Source organism: Enterovibrio sp. FF113 (genome assembly GCF_041439165.1).
In the GTDB taxonomy this organism is placed as follows: Bacteria; Pseudomonadota; Gammaproteobacteria; order Enterobacterales; family Vibrionaceae; genus Enterovibrio; species Enterovibrio norvegicus_A.
The window spans coordinates 191,841-212,933 of the sequence record NZ_JBGONO010000006.1 but is presented as its reverse complement, the minus strand read 5'-3'; the positions used below and the strand labels follow the sequence as shown (position 1 = coordinate 212,933).

The following is a 21,093-nucleotide window of genomic DNA, read 5'->3' as shown; positions in this document are numbered from 1 at the left end:
GTTGCCAAAGCTCAGGGTATACGTGACGTCGCCATCGACGTTTACAGGGACAGGATCCTCGTCGGTCTCTTTGGTCAGAGACACCACAAAGTACGCTTTGTCGCCTTCGCTGACTTCGCCGCCACCGGAAACATTCAGTTGCGGACGGTCATCGTCGCCGCCGTCTGGTGTGCCATCATTGCCGCCATCGGTGATGGTGGCGGTGCCGACAGCCGCGCTGGCTTGATTGTCTGTCTTGGCTGACACAGTAAAGGTTTCATCGCCTTCGTAGGTGTCATCCGTCGTGGTGTTAACGACCACATTGAATGCGGTGTCGCCAGCAGCAACAGAGACCGTAAAGCTGCCGTCAGCGGCGACGGAGATCTCGGTGCCGTTGACGGTCACGGTTGTGCCCGTGAAGTCGACGTTCTTGTCGGCGGAATCACCCGCCAACGTCAAGGTAACCTCGGTGTTGGTGGTGCTGTCGTTGGTCAGAGTGACCGTAAAGGTGGCATCGTCGCCTTCGCTGACCGTGGTATCAGACACGCTTGCGACTTCAGGGCGGTCGTCATCGCCGCCGCCTTGGCCGCCATCGGTGATGGTGGCAGTGCCGATAACCGCGCTGGCTTGATTGTCTGTCTTGGCTGACACAGTAAAGGTTTCATCGCCTTCGTAGGTGTCATCCGTCGTGGTGTTAACGACCACATTGAATGCGGTGTCGCCAGCAGCAACAGCGACGGTGAAGCTGCCGTCAGCGGCGACGGAGATCTCGGTGCCGTTGACGGTCACGGTTGTGCCCGTGAAGTCGACGTTCTTGTCGGCGGAATCACCCGCCAACGTCAAGGTAACCTCGGTGTTGGTGGTGCTGTCGTTGGTCAGAGTGACCGTAAAGGTGGCATCGTCACCTTCGCTGACCGTGGTGTCAGTCACGCTTGCGACTTCAGGGCGGTCGTCATCGCCGCCATGGCCGCCATCGGTGATGGTGGCAGTGCCGATAACCGCGCTGGCTTGGTTGTCTGTCTTGGCTGACACAGTAAAGGTTTCATCGCCTTCGTAGGTGTCATCCGTCGTGGTGTTAACCACCACATTGAATGCGGTGTCGCCAGCAGCAACAGAGACGTTGAAGCTGCCGTCAGCGGCGACGGAGATCTCGGTGCCGTTGACGGTCACGGTCGTGCCCGTGAAGTCGACGTTCTTGTCGGCACTGTCACCAGCCAGGGTTAGGCTGACCGTGGTGTTGGTGGTGCTGTCGTTGGTCAGAGTGACCGTAAAGGTGGTGGCGTCGCCTTCGCTGACCGTGGTGTCAGTCACGCTTGCGACTTCAGGACGGTCGTCATCACCGCCTGGAGTTAGGTCTTCACCGGGTTCGTCAGTCACTACTCCATCATCCGAAATAGTGGCACGGCCTGAATCTGTCAGGGTTTGGCTGCCAAGGCTGGCGGAAATATCGAGGCTAAACGACTCGTCACCTTCAAAGACAGGACTGCCGCTGTCATTAAAAGTCGGGATCACAACGTTGAACGAAGTGACATTACCGCCGAGATCAACAGTACCGGTGAGCTTGCCGTCAATCAGCGTAAAGGAAACATTTTCACCGTTGATTTCGACCGTCAGGGTGCCATCTGGATTAAGGGCAAAATCGTTGTTATCGGTTGTGCCATTGTTCAAAACTAGCGTGTAAGTTACATCACCATTTACAGGGTTACCCAGCTCGACGTTAAAGGTGACATTACTGCCTTCATTCACTTCGCCGCCGCCAGACACAGTAAGAGTAGGAAGGTCGTTAGCCGCTGCACTAAATTCTTGGCTTAGGCCTCTCGCATTTGCAAAACTACGCGCAGTCGCCTCAGTATCAAAACCTGCTTGAGCCACGGTTTCATTGCCAGTGCGGCTTTCTACTGCAGAGGTTTGAGCGCCGGTGTTCGTCGGCGAGGAATTACCCGCAGCAGTTGCTTCTAATTCTTGTGTCGGGTCAAAGTCTTCATTAAGCAGCAATTCTTGAAGTGCGGCGATTTCGTCGTCAACGGTGAATTCGTCCGTTGATGCAAGGTTGGATTCCATTTCACCTACAGGTATAAAACTGCCGTCTTCTAATTGAAGAAGCGCTCCCGCACCGGGAGGGAGGATGAGTTCAGTGCCTGACGTTAACTCTGACAGTTCTGTAACGGGGATTTCTTTTCCGTTAATTTTGACGTGAGCGTTACCGTTTACTGAAACTACTTTTGCAGCCTGCTTGGTGATAATCGAATCCATGAATCTTATTCCTGCAGAAAGGTAAATATAAATGCGCGTACCGTATGCGATACATCAGTCTCATCCATATTACTATGCAAAGCAATCCATTCCACTCTGACTTGTTACAGTAAATGCCAAAAAGGTGACGCAATTTGTAAATATTGATTGTTTTTTGACTCTGTCCATGAGATTGAAAAATCGATGCTTTCCCATTTAATGCGATCAGGCTCAATGAATAAGCGTCGTTTTATGTATGTCTTACTTGTTGGGCGGTCATTTCGCGGCAATCTTGATCTTGTTTGTTACAAAAAATTAACGTTGGCGAAGATAGAATGGGATTTTATTGAGCAGTCGTTGAGTCTGATGGCTAGATCGTACAAAATACCCGCCGATTTGAATTGATGTACAATGCGCTAACGCCTTCAAGATCATTAACCGTATTGTCTAACCCGGAAAAACCTAAGCATGACAAACTCTCCATTCCAGCAAGAAGTCGACACGCGTCGTACGTTTGCGATCATCTCGCACCCTGATGCCGGTAAAACCACCATCACTGAAAAAGTGTTGTTGTTCGGAAACGCGCTCCAGAAAGCCGGTACCGTAAAAGGCCGTGGGTCTAACCAGCACGCGAAGTCAGACTGGATGGAAATGGAAAAAGAACGTGGTATTTCGGTTACCACTTCCGTAATGCAGTTTCCTTATAACAATTGCCTCGTTAACCTGCTTGATACGCCGGGACACGAAGACTTCTCGGAAGATACCTATCGTACTCTGACAGCGGTCGACTCCTGCTTGATGGTCATTGATGCCGCGAAAGGTGTTGAAGATCGTACTCGTAAGCTGATGGAAGTCACCCGTCTTCGCGATACGCCAATCGTGACTTTCATGAATAAATTGGACCGCGAAATTCGTGATCCAATGGAACTGCTTGATGAAGTGGAAAGCGAGCTGAAGATTGCTTGTGCACCAGTGTCTTGGCCGATCGGCTGCGGTAAAGAATTCAAAGGTGTTTATCATATTCATCGTGATGAGGCGATTTTGTACCAATCAGGTCAAGGTCACACCATTCAAGAAACGCGCATTATTAAAGGGCTCGGCAATAAGGAGCTCGATGTTGCTATCGGTGAAGATCTGGCTGCGCAATTGCGTGATGAGCTAGAGCTTGTGATTGGTGCTTCTCACGAGTTCGACCGCGAGTTGTTCCTGAGCGGTGAACTGACGCCTGTATTCTTTGGTACAGCATTGGGTAACTTTGGCGTTGACCATATGCTTGATGGCTTAACCGAGTGGGCACCAAAGCCATTGTCTCGCCAAACTCATGAGCGTGTTGTCGAGTCAGGTGAAGAAAAATTCAGCGGATTTGTTTTTAAGATCCAAGCGAACATGGATCCAAAACACCGTGACCGTATTGCTTTCATGCGCATCGTGTCGGGCAAATACAGCCAAGGCATGAAGATGAAGCATGTTCGCTCCGGTAAGATGGTGTCGATCTCAGATGCGGTTACCTTTATGGCGGGTGATCGCTCCCGCGCCGCAGATGCTTATGCGGGCGACATCATTGGTTTGCACAACCACGGCACGATTCAGATTGGTGATACTTTTACACAAGGTGAAGATCTGAAGTTCTCTGGTATTCCGAACTTTGCCCCTGAGCTGTTCCGCCGCATTCGTCTGCGCGATCCATTGAAGCAAAAGCAATTGCTCAAAGGTCTGGTTCAATTGTCAGAAGAAGGTGCTGTGCAGGTATTCCGCCCGCTGATTTCTAATGATTTGATTGTAGGAGCAGTCGGTATACTTCAGTTTGATGTGGTTGTCGCACGTCTGAAATCTGAATACAACGTCGAAGCTATCTATGAGCCAATCAACGTAGCGACAGCGCGTTGGGTTGATTGTTCCGATGCGAAGAAATTGGAAGACTTCCAGCGTAAGAACCAAACGAACCTCGCACTCGATGGCGGTGACAATCTTAGCTATATTGCGCCAACCATGGTGAATTTGAATCTGACGCAAGAACGTCACCCAGATGTTATCTTCCGCGCAACACGTGAGCATTAATTCACGCTGATTGCAATTTCGCTCTTTCACGAAAAGCGAAAGTTGGCATTTGAGTACAAAACTGGCCGTCTACTTATAGACGGCTTTTTTGTATGCTAAAAGGATTGGAGAAGGATTTTGTATGATAGACACACATTGCCATTTTGATTTTCCGCCCTTTGATGATGAAACAGCGAACTGGGTAAGTCGCACTGCGGCTGCGGGAGTTCACCATCTTATCGTGCCATCGGTTGCGGTCAGCAACTGGCAGACAACGGCAAACCTTGCCAACACTTTTCCCACTATCTCTTTTGCGTTAGGTCTTCACCCCGTTTGGTTACACGAACATCATGATGACGATATTGAAAAGCTCGACCATGCATTGTCACTCGCGCCCAAAGCTTGCGTGGCCGTGGGGGAGTGCGGATTAGACTTTGCCATCAATAATCCACAACCAGAAAAACAAATAACCTTGCTTCGCGGGCAACTTGCGTTGGCTGAAAAACATCAATTACCCGTGATCTTACATTGCCGAAAAGCGCACAACGAATTGCTACAAATTCTTAACGAATTCCCGCGTGTAAAAGGGGTGTTGCATGCGTTCAGTGGCAGCGAACAGGTCGGGTTGAACTATGTTCGTCGTGGTTTTTTGCTAGGTATAGGTGGAACCATTACTTATGAACGCGCCAATAAAACGCGAAATGCCGTTAAAGCCTTGCCGCTTTCAGCCATGGTTTTGGAGACTGATTCACCAGATATGCCAGTTTCAGGGTTTCAAGGGGAGCCGAATTTGCCAGAACGATTAACGCTGATTGTGGCCGCTCTGTCTGAATTAAAAGGAGTCAGTGTCGAAGAAATTATTCACACAACATCACAAAATGCGAACGATTGTTTTGCATTGAACACCTGATCGTCATCGTTTGCCCAATCGTTTGCGTCGTGCATAGGTCACAAAAATAGATCTACATCACTATTTCGGGTGAATTGCATAAAAATTTTCATTCAAACCGTGACTCGTGCATTCCTTTGCAACCGATCTCATGAGTATAATCTCGGCCGGAATAACACTCCCAATCTGTCGATACGCCAAGACTTCTTTAGGAACCCATATTATGAGCCTGATTATGAGCATTGTAGGGATGGTTGTACTGCTGCTAATCGCCGTACTTCTGTCTGACAACCGCAAAGCAATCAACCTGCGTACCGTTGGTGGTGCGTTTGCTATCCAGTTTATCCTGGGTGGATTTATCCTGTTTGTTCCGTGGGGCCAAACCCTGCTGAACGGTATGGCAAATGCCGTACAGAATGTTATCAACTATGGTAAAGACGGCATCAGCTTCCTGTTTGGTAGCCTTGTAAACTTCTCTGTAGATGGCATCGGTTTTATCTTTGCGTTCCAAGTTCTGCCAACCGTTGTTTTCTTCTCAGCGTTGATCAGCGTTCTTTACTACCTAGGTATCATGCAACTTGTTATCCGCGTAATGGGCGGTGCACTGCGTAAAGTACTGGGTACTTCGCACGCTGAATCTATGTCAGCAACAGCAAACATCTTTGTTGGCCAAACTGAAGCGCCACTGGTTGTTCGTCCATACGTACCAAAAATGACTCAATCTGAGCTGTTTGCCGTAATGTGTGGTGGTATGGCATCTGTAGCAGGTGGTGTACTGGCGGGTTACGCAGCAATGGGCGTTCCACTTTCTTACCTGATTGCCGCTTCTTTCATGGCTGCACCGGGTGGTCTGTTGTTCGCGAAAATCATCAAGCCAGAAACTGATCAACCTATTGAACAGTTTGGCGCTGATGCTGATGACGAAGAAGAAGACAAGCCTGCAAACATCATCGATGCAGCTGCTGGCGGCGCATCTTCTGGTATGCAACTGGCTTTGAACATTGGTGCAATGCTGTTGGCTTTCATCGGTCTTATCGCGCTGGTTAACGGCATGTTGAGCGGCATTGGTGGCTGGTTCGGCATTGAAGGTCTGACGCTTGAGTGGCTGCTGGGTAAAGTATTCGCACCACTAGCATTCCTGATTGGTGTTCCTTGGGCTGAAGCGGATATTGCTGGTTCTTTCATAGGTCAGAAGATCGTTGTTAACGAATTTGTTGCTTATCTGAACTTCACCCCAATGATTCCTGATTTGAGTGACAAGAGTGTTGCTATCATCTCGTTCGCACTGTGTGGTTTCGCTAACCTATCTTCAGTAGCAATCCTACTGGGTGGCCTGGGTAGCATCGCACCAACACGTCGTCACGACATCGCTCGTTTCGGTATGAAGGCTGTAGCGGCTGGTACGCTATCTAACCTGATGAGTGCAACTATCGCTGGTTTCTTCCTGACTCTGTCGATGATGTAATACGCACAACGTAAAATTCTAAAAGCCGCCTCCTTGTGAGGCGGTTTTTTTTGTCTGTCATTTAGGGGAAAGGGCGTTGAATGTGCACGTTAACGGCAAGCTTGCCCTAGCAATAAGACAGGATGATGTTGGCCCAACGCATATATTGGATTGATACCCGAACCATGTCCGCTTAACGTGCCGATTTGGACACGAAGAGCAACAGAGTGTTTTTCAACAGAAACAGGTAACATCTGGTTCTGCTGCGTGAACATTGGTAAAATTGGTGAGCGCTGTCAAAGATTCGAAAGTGTGATTTCAATTACTTTCACTTTAGTTTCATCTAGACAGCGGAACGATGAAATATCACAACTCAACAACCAAAGACCCATCGCGGTCCAGTGGTTGAGTTTGCACCCTCAACGATGATGATGAAGGGTGTGCGGCAACAAGGAATGTTGATTGGCAAACTTAAGCCAAACTTCAAGGAGCCAAGTCCGCTCATCAAATTGCAACGTGCCAATTATGGTCGTGCAATTTGTTACTTGGTTTTGAATATATAGACTGGAGAAAGTCATGAGCGATCTTAAAGCAGCAGCCCTACGTGCCCTTAAACTAATGGATTTGACCACCCTTAACGACGACGACACTGATGCAAAAGTGATCGCCTTGTGTAAGAGTGCGAAAACGCCTGTTGGTAACACTGCTGCTATCTGCATCTACCCGCGTTTCATCCCTGTGGCGAAAAAACAACTTCGCGAGCAAGGCACGCCTGAAATCAAAATTGCGACCGTGACTAACTTCCCGCACGGTAACGATGACATCGAGATTGCTGTTGCTGAAACCAAAGCAGCTATTGCATATGGCACCGATGAAGTCGACGTGGTTTTCCCATACCGCACACTGATCGCAGGTGACGAGAAAACCGGTTTTGAACTGGTAAAACAAGTGAAAGCGGCGTGTGGTGATATCACGCTGAAAGTGATCATCGAGACTGGTGAATTGAAAGAAGCTGAATTGATCAAACGTGCTTCAGAAATCTCTATCGAAGCGGGCGCGGACTTCATCAAAACTTCAACCGGTAAAGTGCCAGTTAACGCGACCCCTGAATCAGCTGAAATCATGCTAACTGTCATTAAAGACATGGGTGTTGCTGAGAAAGTTGGTTTCAAACCCGCTGGCGGCGTGCGCACAGCAGAAGACGCAGCAGAATACTTAGCAATGGCTGATCGTATTCTTGGTGGTGATTGGGCTGACGCGAATCATTACCGTTTTGGTGCATCTAGCTTGCTGGCGAACCTTCTTAATACCTTGGGTGAAGGCGAAAAAGCGGCGGAAGGCGGCTACTAAGCCATTCAGTAGGGGAGTGTTCGCGCTCCCCTGATGTTGCAGATCACCAAGATTGCGAGGTCAACCATGTACCTTCCCCAAGAAATTATCAGAAAGAAGCGTGACAATATCGCACTGACCACGGATGAAATTAATTTTTTCATCCAAGGCATTGCCAAAGATACCGTGTCTGAAGGTCAGATCGCGGCGTTTGCGATGGCAGTGTATTTCAATGATATGACCATGGACGAGCGCGTTGCGCTGACATGTGCCATGCGCGATTCTGGCATGGTGATCGATTGGTCACACATGAATTTTGATGGCCCTATCGTCGATAAGCACAGTAGCGGCGGTGTGGGTGATGTCACCTCATTAATGCTAGGCCCAATGGTGGCAGCATGTGGTGGCTATGTGCCGATGATTTCAGGTCGAGGCTTAGGCCACACTGGCGGTACGCTGGATAAACTTGAAGCGATTCCCGGTTACAACATTACCCCAACCAATGACGTGTTTGGTCAGGTAACGAAAACTGCGGGCGTCGCGATTATTGGTCAAACTGGCGATCTCGCACCCGCGGACAAGCGCGTTTATGCCACGCGTGATGTCACCGCGACGGTCGACAATATTTCGTTGATCACGGCATCAATTTTGTCGAAGAAATTGGCGGCAGGATTAGAATCGCTAGTGATGGACGTCAAAGTAGGCTCTGGCGCGTTTATGCCGACCTACGAAAAATCCGAAGAACTTGCAAAGTCGATTGTTGCTGTGGCGAATGGCGCAGGCACTCGCACCAGCTCATTACTGACAGACATGAACCAAGTGCTGGCATCCAGCGCGGGTAATGCGCTGGAAGTGAAAGAAGCCGTGCAGTTTTTGACCGGTGAATATCGCAATCCGCGTTTGTACACCGTAACCATGGCATTGTGTGCAGAAATGCTGATGATCAGCGGTCTTGCGAAAGACAAAAACGATGCGATGAACAAACTGCAAGCCGTGCTAGATAACGGTAAAGCGGCAGAATGCTTCGGCAAAATGGTGGCAGGCCTCGGTGGTCCGTTAGATTTTGTTGAGAATTACAGCAAGTACCTTGCAACTGCAAACGTGATTAAACCTGTGTTTGCCACCACCTCTGGCTTTGTCTCCGCGATGGATACACGAGCGATTGGTATGGCCGTTGTCGGTTTAGGTGGCGGACGCCGTGTTGCGAGCGATACTATTGACTACTCAGTGGGCTTCAGTGACGTCATTCGACTTGGAATGCGTGCTGATAGCACTAAGCCACTGGCGGTTGTGCACGCCAACGATGAAGATCAATGGCAACAAGCAGCACAAGCACTTCAGGCCGCAATGGCTGTCTCTGATGAGGCGCCACAAGCGACACCAGACGTGTACCGTCAGATTGGCCCAGAAGACGTCTAAAGGAGGCGATCATGAAACGCGCGATAATTTTGGTTCTCGATTCTTTTGGGATCGGTGCTTCAGAAGACGCTCACAAATTTGGTGATGTGGGCGCCAACACCCTAGGCTCAATCGCGAAAGCGTGTGCGGCAGGGAATGCGAATAACGAAGATCGTCATGGCCTGCTAGATCTGCCGAACCTGAATAAACTTGGCTTAGGTAAAGCGTGCGAAGAAGCGTCTGGCTACTTCCCTGAAGGGCTCGATCCTAATGCTGAAATCATCGGTGCTTATGGCCATGCTCAAGAATTGTCTTCTGGCAAAGATACGCCATCGGGTCACTGGGAAATTGCAGGTGTACCTGTATTGTTTGATTGGGGCTATTTCAGCGACAAAGAAAACAGCTTTCCGAAAGAACTGACCGACCGTATTCTTGCGCGTGCAGGCATTTCTGACTATTTGGGTAATTGCCATGCGTCAGGCACAGAGATCCTCGATCGATTAGGCGAAGAACATATGAAGAGTGGCTTGCCAATCTTCTATACGTCTGCTGATTCTGTGTTTCAAATCGCCGCGCATGAAGAGACTTTCGGTTTAGATCGTTTGCTTGAGCTTTGCCAAATTGCGCGTGAAGAGCTGGAAGACTACAACATAGGCCGCGTTATCGCGCGTCCGTTTGTTGGTGCAGGCAAAGGTGAGTTTGCGCGTACCGGCAACCGTCGTGATTTGTCGCTTGAGCCACCTGCTGCCACTGTGTTGCAAAAGCTGGTTGAAGAGAAATCAGGCGAAGTGATATCGATTGGCAAAATTGCTGATATCTATGCGCACGTCGGCATTACGCAGAAAATCAAAGCGACGGGCTTAGAAGCTTTGTTTGATGCCACCAAAGATGTGATCAATAAAGCGGGTGACAACAGCATTGTTTTCACCAACTTTGTCGATTTTGACTCACATTACGGCCATCGCCGTAATGTGGCGGGCTATGCGGCTGCACTTGAATACTTTGATGGTCGTCTTCCAGAGATCATCGATATGCTGGATGAAGACGACGTGTTGATCCTGACGGCTGACCACGGTTGTGATCCAACCTGGCCGGGCTCAGATCACACACGTGAATACATTCCTGTTTTGGTTTATGGCAAAAAAGTGCCAGCGGGCTCATTGGGGCGTCGCGAAACCTTTGCAGATATTGGCCAGACGTTGGCGGAGTACTTCGGTACCTCCGACATGGACTACGGCAAATCATTCTTGTAATACCCCATTGAATAGACATCGCAGCGCTGGTGTTTGATCGTGCTGCGGCAGATGTTCAATAGGTAGAATCCGAAATTTGATCAAAAGGAAAATACAAATGGCAACTCCACATATCAATGCCGAAATGGGTGATTTTTCAGATGTTGTTCTGATGCCGGGCGACCCGCTTCGCGCTAAGTACATTGCAGAAACTTTCCTGCAAGATGTTAAGCAAGTTTGCGATGTTCGCAGCATGTTTGGTTACACCGGTACTTATAAAGGTCGTAAGATCTCTGTGATGGGACATGGTATGGGTATCCCATCATGCTCAATCTACGCGACTGAGTTGATCAAAGACTTTGGCGTGAAGAAAATCATTCGTGTGGGCAGCTGTGGTGCTGTGCGTGAAGACGTGAAACTGCGTGAAGTGATCATCGGTGTGGGCGCGTCAACCGATGCGAAAATTAACCGTACTCGTTTTAACGGCCATGATTTCGCAGCGATTGCTGACTTTGAAATGACCCGTAACGCCGTCGATGCCGCGAAAGCAAAAGGCATCAACGTACGTGTAGGTAACATCTTCTCTGCGGACCTTTTCTACTCGCCAGAGCCAGAGTTCTTTGACACCATGGCGAAGTACGGCATCTTGGGTGTGGAAATGGAAGCGGCGGGTATTTACGGCGTAGCGGCAGAATTCGGCGCGAAAGCTCTGACTATCTGTACTGTGTCTGACCACATTAAGACAGGCGAGCAAACGTCATCTGACGAGCGTCAAACCACGTTCAACGAGATGATTGAAATCGCACTAGAATCTGTACTGCTGGGCGACGCTGACGAAGCGTAAGTTCTGCTAAGTAACAGAAATGAAAAAGGATGGCTCAGGCCATCCTTTTGTGTTCTACGTTGTGGCAAAGTTGCTCTTTAGGACCTAAGACCGCGCTTGCTCTACGAATCATTATTTTTCAGCAAAAATGTCGATCGCCAGAGATCTTTGCGGCTAGCAAACGTGAAGATGAGTAACGCCCCTGTCACGATCGCCACCAAAATCATGGCACGGACCAAATTAATGCTTTGTTCTAAGCGATTAGAGGCCACTTTTATCACATCACCATGTTCTAGAGTGATGCGTAAAAATCCCACCACGTTGCCATTGTCTGCAATGGGCTCAACCAGTTGAAGTCGACCAATGCTGGCAACAGACAGCGGTGTATTGAGACCAGTGAGCTGTTCAAGCGGCATTGCGCCGACAGAGTTAACCACAATATTCCCCCTGATGTCGTACACGGCGGAGTCCAAGATCAAATCCTCACTCTGCAGATTCGCAACTAAGCGTTGAAGTGACTCTATGTCATCGTTAGCAATAGCATCGTGGGCAGCAGCAGCAGCTTGACGTAAAATGACGCGAGACAAGGATTCGGTCTGGTCGTATAACATCTTATAGTTACGGTTATTTAACTGATTACTGTACATAAAAAGCATCATTACCGTGGCGAAGCACGCCACAAGGATAATGAACTGCCACAGTTTTTTTAGGCGTTTTTTATTTATTTGTAGCATATGCCTTCCAAGCAATAGGCGAAGTTATGAAATACTTCGCATCAAAATCAGCGCGCCCTCAGTTTGCTGTCAGCACTTAAAAAATGCAAGTCAGCGCTTGGCTTAACCAAATTCTCACTGACTCAGTATTTTGAAGTCACTCGTCGATCGCGCTACTGTGATCATACGCACTCTTTGATATAGTAGTATGCCCAAACAAGCTCTCGCTGAATAAGCATCTGAGGTTGCTCGGGTATACGAATTTTCAAAAAGGAATTTATGCAATGGATGCATTTTCAGCTTATCCAATAAAAAAGCACACCAAACTGTTAAACCGATTCCCTTCTATACGTGGCTTTCGTCCGTCTGACTGCCGTCAAGCAGGATGGCTACTGTTCGGTTTGCACATCAGCCCCTCTTACCTTGATGATTTTTCGTTTCTCACCGGTGAGCGTGTTCGCCCGTTAGCGGGTTGGACGGTTGGTCCTTATGAAGTGCTACTTATGCGCGGGGAATTAACGCCTGAGATTGTCGCTTTGTGTGATGCACTGTTTCTCGATTGCTCAGGGCTGGAAAATATTCCCAACCTTTATGAGCCAGGCTTGGCGTTATTTGATATGGATTCCACTGCGATTCAAATCGAATGCATTGATGAAATAGCCAAGCTGGCAGGTGTAGGCGAGCAAGTTTCCGACGTCACAGAGCGTGCTATGCGTGGCGAATTGGATTTTGAGCAAAGCTTGCGTCAACGTGTCGCCACGCTCAAAGGCACGGATGTGTCTGTGCTTGAGCACGTGCGAGACAATATTCCTTATATGCCTGGAATGCGTCGTCTGACAGCGTCGCTGCAGGCACGTGGTTGGAAAGTGGCGATTGCTTCTGGTGGATTTACTTGGTTTTCTGACAAGCTCAAAAATGATTTGTCGCTGTCGTATGCCGAATCCAATCAGCTAGTGATTGAAAATGGCAAGCTGACCGGTGAAGTGGCCGGTACTGTCGTGGATGCACAGCGTAAAGCGGACATTTTGCGCGATTTGGCAGAGAGTTACGAATACCCTCAATCGAACACTTTAGCAGTGGGTGATGGTGCCAATGATCTAACCATGATGGCAGCGGCGGGATTGGGCATTGCTTATCACGCGAAACCCAAAGTGCAGCAAGCTGCGCAGGTCTCGATCCGTCATGGGGACTTGGGTGGCGTTATGTGTGTGTTGTCAGCGTCGTTGTTGCCTCAGCGCCTTAGCTGGTAAGGGCTGTTGCCAAGCTAGAAGCTTAACGTCAATCGTTAGCTTCTAGCTTCTAGCTTCTAGCTTTCTGTTTTTTGGTTTTGGGTTCACCCCATTTCCAATCGCATCATCACTTCATCTGTGATGTCACTCATTTCGCCGTAGACACACAAATCGGCAAACTCATGCTCAAGCTGTGCCGTTCTTTTGGTGGATAGCTTCATCAATTGCTCTGACGTTTCCGAATTTAGCCACTGACTGCCATCATCTATAGGTTGCATCCAATTTCGTACGGCAAAAAACTTTCCGCGCTTTTTCGCTTGAGAGATGAAAAACTTTCTCTCCTCGGGTGTTTCAAAGCTGTCCAATGAACGTGACTTCACCGCGATGACCACGCCATTCGCAATGGTTGCAGCGACATAAAACTCATGTCTTATCTGCTCAAGACGGTTTCGTTGACGTGTTACTCCGTTGGCGTATTTCGACAAGTGCTCACCAAGCACTGGCGCCAGCGAGATCATGCCCGCCGCTGCGCTTTTATGCAAAATACGGCTGAGTTCGCTACCTGGATAGTTAGTGCCAATCCCTGACACTTGAAGCGTTTCACCACGACGAACGAGGAAATACGGTGTGACGGACAAACGTGTTAGCAACATTTGATGCATGGCGCTAAGAAGCGGGGCATCCGGCAGTTTTTCACTGTCTAACATGAGCTTATGTTGGTTGTGTTCGATGAGTCGCTGTAAGTAGTGACTGCGATGTTTACTGTGTCTGTCCTTGAGCAAAGCAAGCTTAACGTTTGTGCGGTCTTCGCTGATTTGGATGACTTTGTATGGCACATTTCCGAGCGGCGCGTTGGGATCCACGCGCTTTAGGTCAGTAAATGTCACCGCCACTTCTTGTGATTTACTCCCAGAAAAAGGGCCACTCAATGAAATATTTAATCCATGAGGAGAGAAATCAATTGTCTCGCCATGCAGTTCACCACTGGTGTGGTGAATTAATATGGTGCCCGTTTTATGCTGGTAACGAGGTTCTTTACGTTGCGGTGCGAGTACTGATGGCACCGCATCTATCGCCGCAATAGGATCACGCTCATGGACAAATTGATTCAGTGACCGAGAAGGCAGCTTCGGTTTGATCGGGATGCGATAGTCGCTGTTAACGGTTTCTAAGGTTAAATCCTGAATCGTCGCGATGTGGGTTAATTCATCAATTTGCTGGATGTAGGCAGGAGAGATGTCCTGTAAACGGCGAGTGTCCTCTTCATTAATTTTCGCCATCGTAACGCGCAGCACACGCCATGAGGGGCGAGAGCTACCCACATGCCAAAATAAGCGGCGAAGCTCGGGTGTTAGCTCTGTTGGGCAGGCAGAGAAAAAGAAGGTTTTATCACTGTGTTGGTGGCTGAAGCAATAGACCAGCGTTTCACTGCTAGTGAGTCCCTCTAAGGCCAAATGTTGGAGCCGAGCAGCAGAAAAGAGTTTATCAACCACAGGCAGGTTGCGTTCATCATGCCAGTAGTCCCACAGCGAACGGTTTTGCTCAGTTAGCAAGCTATAACGCAGCTTGTTGCCACAGAAAAACAACGGTAATGAGGATGTTTGCTCAAGAAAGATTTGTTCGTAACTCTTTGAACGTGTTGTTAGAAACTTGTCTTCATTTTCTGATCGCGAACTGACAGTGTCTTGCGTACTTTTGGTCTCAATCGCGTTTTTGATGGCGTCAGTACTGGTCACTAGACGCAGTCGAAGTCGTTGAAAACTGTCTTTGTTAAAATTAAGTTCAACCCCGACCACGCGATAATTTAGGCCGCTAAACAGTTCAGGCAGACGGCATTCGTCGCCCAATTGCGGGAAGTAAACGACCAGTGTTGAGCCTTCGTCATAACGAAATGCCGCAGGTAGCTTAACTTGCATGCCCGAGTTAGATAGATCGATTGTCGAGCCGTTAACTTCCGTTCCGTCGGGCAGAAAAGCCTGAATACGGCTGGAAATTTGAATGCGATTCTCACTGCGGGACAAGTAGTGACCAAAGCGCAATGGCACGGTTTCTACCGTATCCATCGACTCTGCTGCACGTACATCCCCTTGGCGCTGCAACACGCGATAACTGTTGGAGGTGTTGTGAAGATCATCCCACAACCCTTGTGTCATTTTACCTTGATAGATATCGAGACGGCGGTGATACAGATTGATCGCGACATCATCCAACCAATGGTTCACGTTGTTGAGAAAATAACGACGGCATTCGCCGACCACTTTACCGCGTAAGTCCACGGGGCGGCTGCACGCAGACATGAGCTTGCGCACTTCCATTTTAATGATCAAGCGTTCAGAGTTACTTTCGGTTGGGGTCAGCTTAAACAGTAAATCATCAAAACCTTCCATCTCATAGAGTGGAAGTAACTGATCGTACAGCGTCTTATCGTGGTCCTGCATCATGGTAAAGTCTGATAGAATCGTGAATTATTTAACGGCTGAGAAGGGGCATAGTTTACCTGTTTTCGTGTAAGTGTCTCGAAGATATGCATAAACTTGCCTTGTCTCGCAGTTCTCGAACCGCAAGACGTCATTTCAGGAGAAATCATGTCGAAAGCAAAACGTGCCTATGTCTGCAATGATTGCGGCGCAGACTATCCACGCTGGCAAGGTCAATGCTCAGCGTGTGGTGCATGGAACACGATTACAGAAGTTCGCTTGGCGGCCTCGCCTCAAGTCGCACGTAACGAAAAGTATGCGGGCTATGCAGGCAAAGCTGACGCGCAAGTGCAAACGTTAGCGTCGATTGATCTGCAAGAAGTGCCTCGTTTTAGCAGTGGCTTCAAAGAACTCGATCGTGTGCTTGGCGGCGGTGTTGTGCCTGGCGCAGCCATTTTGATTGGTGGTAGTCCGGGGGCAGGTAAAAGTACCTTGCTGCTGCAGATTATGTGTTGGCTAGCCAGTCAAATGCCAACCTTGTACGTGACCGGTGAAGAGTCGTTACAGCAAGTCGCTATGCGCGCTGAACGTTTGGGATTACCGAAAGATAAACTGAGAATGCTCTCGGAAACCAATGTTGAAACCATCTGTCAGATTGCTCGCCAAGAGCAGCCCAAAATCATGGTCATCGACTCGATTCAGGTGATGCATTGTGCCGATGTGGTGTCTGCACCCGGAAGCGTCGCACAGGTTCGAGAATCTGCCGCCGCTTTAACCCGCTATGCCAAGCAACACAATGTGGCGATCTTCATGGTCGGGCACGTCACCAAAGACGGTTCTTTGGCGGGCCCCAAAGTACTCGAGCACTGCATTGACTGCTCTGTGATGCTGGATGGTTCGAGTGACAGTCGTTTCCGTACCCTTCGCAGCCACAAAAACCGATTTGGCGCCGTGAATGAGCTTGGGGTGTTTGCCATGACAGGGCAAGGGCTTCGTGAAGTGAGTAACCCGTCAGCCATTTTCTTGAGCCGAGGCGAAGAGGTGACATCAGGCAGCGCAGTCACTGTGCTGTGGGAAGGAACGCGTCCTTTGTTAGTAGAGATACAGGCGCTGGTGGATTACAGCCAACTGTCCAACCCTCGTCGTATTGCCGTTGGTCTTGAACAAAACCGCCTTGCGCTATTGCTTGCCGTGCTCCACAAACATGGTGGCCTGCAAATGTCCGATCAGGATGTGTTTGTGAATGTGGTCGGTGGCGTAAAGGTCACAGAAACCAGTGTGGATCTTGCGTTGCTGCTGGCGTTGATTTCCAGTTTTCGTGATCGCCCTTTGCCTCGGGATCTGGTGGTCTTTGGTGAAGTGGGATTGGCCGGCGAAATACGCCCTGTACCAAGTGGTCAAGAGCGTTTAATGGAAGCCGCGAAGCATGGATTTACCCGCGCAGTTGTGCCTTCAGCAAATGCACCGAAAAAAGACACGCCGGGGATGAAAGTCTACGGCGTGAACAAGCTATCAGAAGCGCTTGCCGTGCTGGATGAGTTTGATTAGTTTTGCTTATAAGCAGAAGCAGAAGCAGAAAACAGAAAAAGGCACATTGCGTGCCTTTTTTCGTTTGGTTTGACTGGGAGCTATTGAGCTACTTGGTGCTCTCAATCTCGGCTATGTTTGAGGCCGCAGAGTGATTGGCGACAGCAACCAGACCAGCTTGTCCTGTTGCATCGGACGCTAGTTGAACCTGCGTTGCGACCATGCTCTCGACAATCTTCACTAAGCTGGCCCATTTCACTTTATCTTCTTCTTTGAACAGCGCTTCAAAATTGTCGTGTGTCCAAGCGATAAAGCGCTTCGGATTGAGTGCGCGGCCAAGAAATCTCACTTCGTAATGAAGGTGCGGTCCAGTAGATAACCCCGTATTGCCAGACCAGCCAATCAAGTCGCCTTTTTTCACAAACTCGCCTGTATTGACGTTGAACTTGTCGAGATGTGCGTAAAGCGTCATAAAGCCAAAGGCATGGTCAATCTTGAGTAGGTTGCCATAACCTTTTTTGCGACTCGGGCGTTTGTATTCCACCACGCCATCTGCGGGAGCATAAACGGGTGTGCCGATGTCTGCGGTTAAATCCAAACCAAGGTGGAATTTCTTGCTTCCAGTAACCGGATGGGTGCGGGAGCCATAGCCGGATGAGCGACGATAGCTTTCAATCGGTTGACCACTTGGGATCAATCTAAGCATGGTGGCACGTACGGCAGAGTTGATCACTGCAACATCTAAGCGTTCTGTTAGTGGAACTTCGCTACTGTTTTCTTTTTCTAACCCCAACACTTCTTCAACGCTGGAAACACGTTGAGTGAGATAATTCAGCTCGCTTTCTTTTTCTTCGATGGTTTGCGCGTATTCTTCTTCTTTATTGTTGATCTGCTGCTCAAGTTGTTGACGCTTTTGCTTGAGAGACTCGAGTTGTCCGACCAGAGCGGAGCTTTTCTCTGTCATGTTTTTCACCGTCATTTCTGCGGTGGTTGAACGATGATTGAGGTAATAAATCGTGGCGATACTGGCGACAATACCGACCACGAGTATGATCAATAGCGTGAGCAGCACTTTTTTAAGCGACGGAGAGAGCACAAAGTGGCGAGATCCATTCGCATGTGAAACGGCAATTCGAATGTTATGTGGCATGGTTACTACTACTTCATGTATCTATGCACGTAATGGCGCTTAGTGTTTATTTGAGCCTAGCATTTGGTAACGCATAGCACTTGTAAAACTGACCCATAAAAAACAGCGTGATAATTATTTCCAGAGTCATCAACGCCTCGAGAGATGATCCCTAGAGCAGTCATCTCTAGCGACCAACTTCACCGATTATACGGTATCTTTTAGATCTGTCAGTTGTGCTAATTCGCGGTGAAGCAAATCATCGTTACCGACGTTCAGTTCAACCAGACGTTTCAGGTGGCTCGCACTGTCGATATCAATATGATCAATTTGGAAGCGAAGATAGTCGCCGCCGTCTTGAATCAATTGAAGCTCCATGCTCAGCTCAATGTCAGAGTCATGCAATTTGAAGCTCACAACATAATCTGTCTCGTTGCCAATGCCCCAATCTTCAGGGGTGGAAAGCAGTGCGCCTTTTAGCGATAGATCAAGAACGTTAGAGGTCCAACTTGATTCTCCCTGCCTTATCGTGGCGGGAGTGAGATAGACAACACGCGAAAACATACGACGTTCTGCCATATAACAAATCCTCAGTGCAATTTACACCAAGTGTAGGAGAGACGAGTCGATATCTCTACTCTTGCGTCTCGTCTCCGTGATGCGCTGCGCGTCTTATCAATAAGATGGGTGTAGATATGGGCTGAAAATGCAAAAAGGGCCACCGAAGTGACCCTTTGACTCATTGCAGTATTGAATGCGTAGCGCGAATTACTTGGTAACGCGCTTGTATTTCATGCGATGAGGTTGGGCCGCTTGTGCGCCCAAGGTTTGCTTCAGCCACTCGCTGTATTCGTTGTAGTTACCTTCAAAGAAGTTAACTTTACCTTCGTCGCGGTAATCCAGAATGTGGGTCGCGATGCGGTCAAGGAACCAACGGTCATGCGAGATAACCATGGCACAGCCTGGGAATTCTAGCAGCGCCTCTTCCAATGCACGTAGGGTTTCTACGTCCAAGTCATTGGTTGGTTCATCCAGCAGCAATACGTTACCGCCTGATTTTAGCAGTTTCGCAAGGTGCACACGGTTACGCTCACCGCCCGACAAATCGCCAATGCGTTTTTGCTGATCGCTGCCTTTGAAGTTAAAGCGCGAGCAGTAAGCACGTGCAGGAAGTTCAAAGTTGTGGATACGGATGATTTCCGCACCTTCAGAGATCTCTTGGTAAACCGTGTTGGTGTCCGTCATGCTGTCACGGAACTGCTCAACCGATGCCAATTGAACGGTTTCACCCAGTTCAATGGTGCCGCTGTCAGGCTGCTCTGTGCCGCTCAACATTTTGAACAACGTCGATTTACCGGCGCCGTTCGCACCGATGATGCCGACGATGGCACCTTTAGGTACGCTGAACGACAGATCATCAATCAGAACGCGATCACCAAACGATTTGGTCAGGTTGTTGATCTCGATGACTTTGTCACCCAAGCGCAAACCTGGTGGAATGAACAGCTCGTTGGTTTCGTTACGACGTTGGTGTTCGGTGTTGTTTAGTTCTTCAAAACGCGCCATACGTGCTTTAGATTTCGCCTGACGACCTTTAGGGTTTTGACGAACCCACTCAAGCTCTTTCTCAATGGTCTTTTGACGGGCACTTTCCTGCGACGACTCTTGTTGGAGACGCGCATCTTTTTGCTCAAGCCAAGAGGTGTAGTTACCTTCCCATGGAATGCCTTCACCACGGTCAAGTTCTAGAATCCAGCCTGCTGCATTGTCCAAGAAGTAACGGTCGTGCGTGATGGCCACAACGGTGCCGTTGTAATCCACCAAGAAACGCTCCAGCCAGCCCACAGATTCTGCATCCAAGTGGTTGGTTGGTTCGTCGAGAAGCAGCATGTCAGGTTTTTCAAGCAATAGACGACAGATAGCGACACGGCGACGCTCACCACCAGACAGATGCTTAATTTTCGCATCCCATTCCGGCAGACGAAGGGCGTCAGCAGCACGCTCAAGGGCGTTATCAAGGTTGTGACCGTCTTTTGCTTGGATCAGCGCTTCAAGATCGCCTTGTTCTTTTGCCAGTGCATCGAAGTCGGCATCGGGTTCAGCGTAAGCCGCATAAACCGCGTCAAGACGAGACAGTGCGCCAGCCACATCCGCGACCGCTTCTTCCACAGTTTCACGTACGGTTTTATCTTCGTCCAGTTTCGGTTCCTGTGGCAGGTAACCCACTTTGATGCCTTGTTGGGCACGTGCTTCACCTTCGATATCGGTATCGATACCCGCCATGATGCGAAGAAGGGTAGATTTACCTGAGCCATTCAGACCCAATACGCCAATTTTGGCGCCAGGGAAAAAGCACAGGGAGATGTCTTTCAGGATCTGACGCTTCGGTGGCATGATTTTGCCAACGCGCGACATGGTATAAACGTACTCAGCCATTTCTGCTCGCGTTCTCTTGTCACATAAAAGGGATATTCTAACTGGTATAGCCGATTATTGTAACAGCCATACCGCAAAGCGACGGTGTCGGGAACCAATCGTTGATTTTGATAACAAACAATAAGACGGTGTTTTAATCAGACGTAGATGAAGAGTGACGTGCGCAACATTCATGCACCGCAACGCTGATAAGCACAGATCAACATCCCGTTTTGACATTACGACGCATTCAGCAACAGTTATTTTGCGGCATATATCAAATGAGTTTGGTATATAGAC

General features: G+C 49.0%; 15 protein-coding genes. 9 read left to right on the top strand and 6 right to left on the bottom strand.

Annotated features, from left to right (window positions below; genetic code table 11):
* The coding region (locus ACED36_RS06950; RefSeq protein WP_371732995.1) for a Calx-beta domain-containing protein at positions 1 to 2,232 on the bottom strand (2,232 nt) is incomplete at its 3' end.
* 447 nt (positions 2,233 to 2,679) lie between these two features.
* On the opposite strand from ACED36_RS06950, the gene prfC reads away from it, so the two are divergent.
* From prfC to deoD, 7 genes are all read left to right on the top strand, one after another.
* Positions 2,680 to 4,269, top strand: a complete 1,590-nt coding sequence (gene prfC / locus ACED36_RS06945) for a peptide chain release factor 3 (protein ID WP_016959733.1) — start codon at positions 2,680 to 2,682, stop codon at positions 4,267 to 4,269.
* Positions 4,270 to 4,390: 121 nt separating this feature from the next.
* Entirely contained in the window at positions 4,391 to 5,158 is a 768-nt protein-coding gene (locus ACED36_RS06940) for a TatD family hydrolase (RefSeq protein ID WP_016959734.1), read from the top strand.
* A 202-nt stretch (positions 5,159 to 5,360) separates the two neighbouring features.
* Positions 5,361 to 6,602, top strand: coding sequence for a NupC/NupG family nucleoside CNT transporter (locus ACED36_RS06935; protein ID WP_016959735.1), 1,242 nt, complete (start codon positions 5,361 to 5,363; stop codon positions 6,600 to 6,602).
* A gap of 555 nt (positions 6,603 to 7,157) precedes the next feature.
* Entirely contained in the window at positions 7,158 to 7,931 is a 774-nt protein-coding gene (deoC, locus tag ACED36_RS06930; RefSeq protein WP_016959737.1) for a deoxyribose-phosphate aldolase, read from the top strand.
* A gap of 66 nt (positions 7,932 to 7,997) precedes the next feature.
* Positions 7,998 to 9,329: a thymidine phosphorylase gene (deoA, locus tag ACED36_RS06925; RefSeq protein ID WP_371732993.1), complete on the top strand. Its 1,332-nt coding sequence runs from the start codon at positions 7,998 to 8,000 to the stop codon at positions 9,327 to 9,329.
* Between the two features lie 11 nt (positions 9,330 to 9,340).
* On the top strand, positions 9,341 to 10,561 hold the full coding sequence (locus ACED36_RS06920; RefSeq protein WP_016959739.1) for a phosphopentomutase: 1,221 nt from the start codon (positions 9,341 to 9,343) through the stop codon (positions 10,559 to 10,561).
* A gap of 97 nt (positions 10,562 to 10,658) precedes the next feature.
* Entirely contained in the window at positions 10,659 to 11,384 is a 726-nt protein-coding gene (deoD, locus tag ACED36_RS06915) for a purine-nucleoside phosphorylase (protein WP_016959740.1), read from the top strand.
* Between the two features lie 101 nt (positions 11,385 to 11,485).
* Here deoD and ACED36_RS06910 read toward each other — a convergent pair whose 3' ends face one another.
* Positions 11,486 to 12,097 (bottom strand): YtjB family periplasmic protein, encoded by a 612-nt coding sequence (locus ACED36_RS06910; protein ID WP_016959741.1) that lies wholly within the window; start codon positions 12,095 to 12,097, stop codon positions 11,486 to 11,488.
* 263 nt (positions 12,098 to 12,360) lie between these two features.
* On the opposite strand from ACED36_RS06910, the gene serB reads away from it, so the two are divergent.
* On the top strand, positions 12,361 to 13,326 hold the full coding sequence (gene serB, locus ACED36_RS06905) for a phosphoserine phosphatase (RefSeq protein ID WP_016959742.1): 966 nt from the start codon (positions 12,361 to 12,363) through the stop codon (positions 13,324 to 13,326).
* A gap of 83 nt (positions 13,327 to 13,409) precedes the next feature.
* Here the strand turns inward: serB and ACED36_RS06900 are convergent, their stop codons facing one another.
* Positions 13,410 to 15,746, bottom strand: a complete 2,337-nt coding sequence (locus tag ACED36_RS06900; protein ID WP_016959743.1) for a PilZ domain-containing protein — start codon at positions 15,744 to 15,746, stop codon at positions 13,410 to 13,412.
* A 144-nt stretch (positions 15,747 to 15,890) separates the two neighbouring features.
* Between ACED36_RS06900 and radA the strand changes: the two genes are divergently transcribed.
* Positions 15,891 to 17,270, top strand: a complete 1,380-nt coding sequence (gene radA, locus ACED36_RS06895; RefSeq protein WP_017004608.1) for a DNA repair protein RadA — start codon at positions 15,891 to 15,893, stop codon at positions 17,268 to 17,270.
* An 88-nt stretch (positions 17,271 to 17,358) separates the two neighbouring features.
* On the opposite strand, the gene ACED36_RS06890 is transcribed toward radA, so the two are convergent.
* The 3 genes from ACED36_RS06890 to ettA all read right to left on the bottom strand — a co-directional run bounded on the left by ACED36_RS06890 (position 17,359) and on the right by ettA (position 20,814).
* Positions 17,359 to 18,399, bottom strand: a complete 1,041-nt coding sequence (locus ACED36_RS06890) for a M23 family metallopeptidase (protein ID WP_017005896.1) — start codon at positions 18,397 to 18,399, stop codon at positions 17,359 to 17,361.
* A gap of 186 nt (positions 18,400 to 18,585) precedes the next feature.
* The gene (locus ACED36_RS06885; protein WP_016959747.1) at positions 18,586 to 18,957 is read right to left on the bottom strand and encodes a PilZ domain-containing protein; all 372 of its coding nucleotides are present in this window, start codon (positions 18,955 to 18,957) and stop codon (positions 18,586 to 18,588) included.
* Positions 18,958 to 19,146: 189 nt separating this feature from the next.
* Positions 19,147 to 20,814 carry an energy-dependent translational throttle protein EttA gene (gene ettA / locus ACED36_RS06880; RefSeq protein ID WP_371732992.1) on the bottom strand — a complete coding sequence of 556 codons (1,668 nt, stop codon included), beginning with the start codon at positions 20,812 to 20,814 and terminating at the stop codon, positions 19,147 to 19,149.
* Positions 20,815 to 21,093: the final 279 nt, after the last annotated feature.

Coding starts and splice junctions, on each gene's coding strand:
- ACED36_RS06890 (WP_017005896.1), bottom strand. CDS start 18,399: ATGCCACATAACATTCGAATTGCCGTTTCACATGCGAATGGATCTCGC.
- deoD (WP_016959740.1), top strand. CDS start 10,659: ATGGCAACTCCACATATCAATGCCGAAATGGGTGATTTTTCAGATGTT.
- serB (WP_016959742.1), top strand. CDS start 12,361: ATGGATGCATTTTCAGCTTATCCAATAAAAAAGCACACCAAACTGTTA.
- ACED36_RS06940 (WP_016959734.1), top strand. CDS start 4,391: ATGATAGACACACATTGCCATTTTGATTTTCCGCCCTTTGATGATGAA.
- radA (WP_017004608.1), top strand. CDS start 15,891: ATGTCGAAAGCAAAACGTGCCTATGTCTGCAATGATTGCGGCGCAGAC.
- ACED36_RS06885 (WP_016959747.1), bottom strand. CDS start 18,957: ATGGCAGAACGTCGTATGTTTTCGCGTGTTGTCTATCTCACTCCCGCC.
- deoC (WP_016959737.1), top strand. CDS start 7,158: ATGAGCGATCTTAAAGCAGCAGCCCTACGTGCCCTTAAACTAATGGAT.
- ACED36_RS06910 (WP_016959741.1), bottom strand. CDS start 12,097: ATGCTACAAATAAATAAAAAACGCCTAAAAAAACTGTGGCAGTTCATT.
- deoA (WP_371732993.1), top strand. CDS start 7,998: ATGTACCTTCCCCAAGAAATTATCAGAAAGAAGCGTGACAATATCGCA.
- ACED36_RS06900 (WP_016959743.1), bottom strand. CDS start 15,746: ATGATGCAGGACCACGATAAGACGCTGTACGATCAGTTACTTCCACTC.
- ettA (WP_371732992.1), bottom strand. CDS start 20,814: ATGGCTGAGTACGTTTATACCATGTCGCGCGTTGGCAAAATCATGCCA.
- ACED36_RS06935 (WP_016959735.1), top strand. CDS start 5,361: ATGAGCCTGATTATGAGCATTGTAGGGATGGTTGTACTGCTGCTAATC.
- ACED36_RS06920 (WP_016959739.1), top strand. CDS start 9,341: ATGAAACGCGCGATAATTTTGGTTCTCGATTCTTTTGGGATCGGTGCT.
- prfC (WP_016959733.1), top strand. CDS start 2,680: ATGACAAACTCTCCATTCCAGCAAGAAGTCGACACGCGTCGTACGTTT.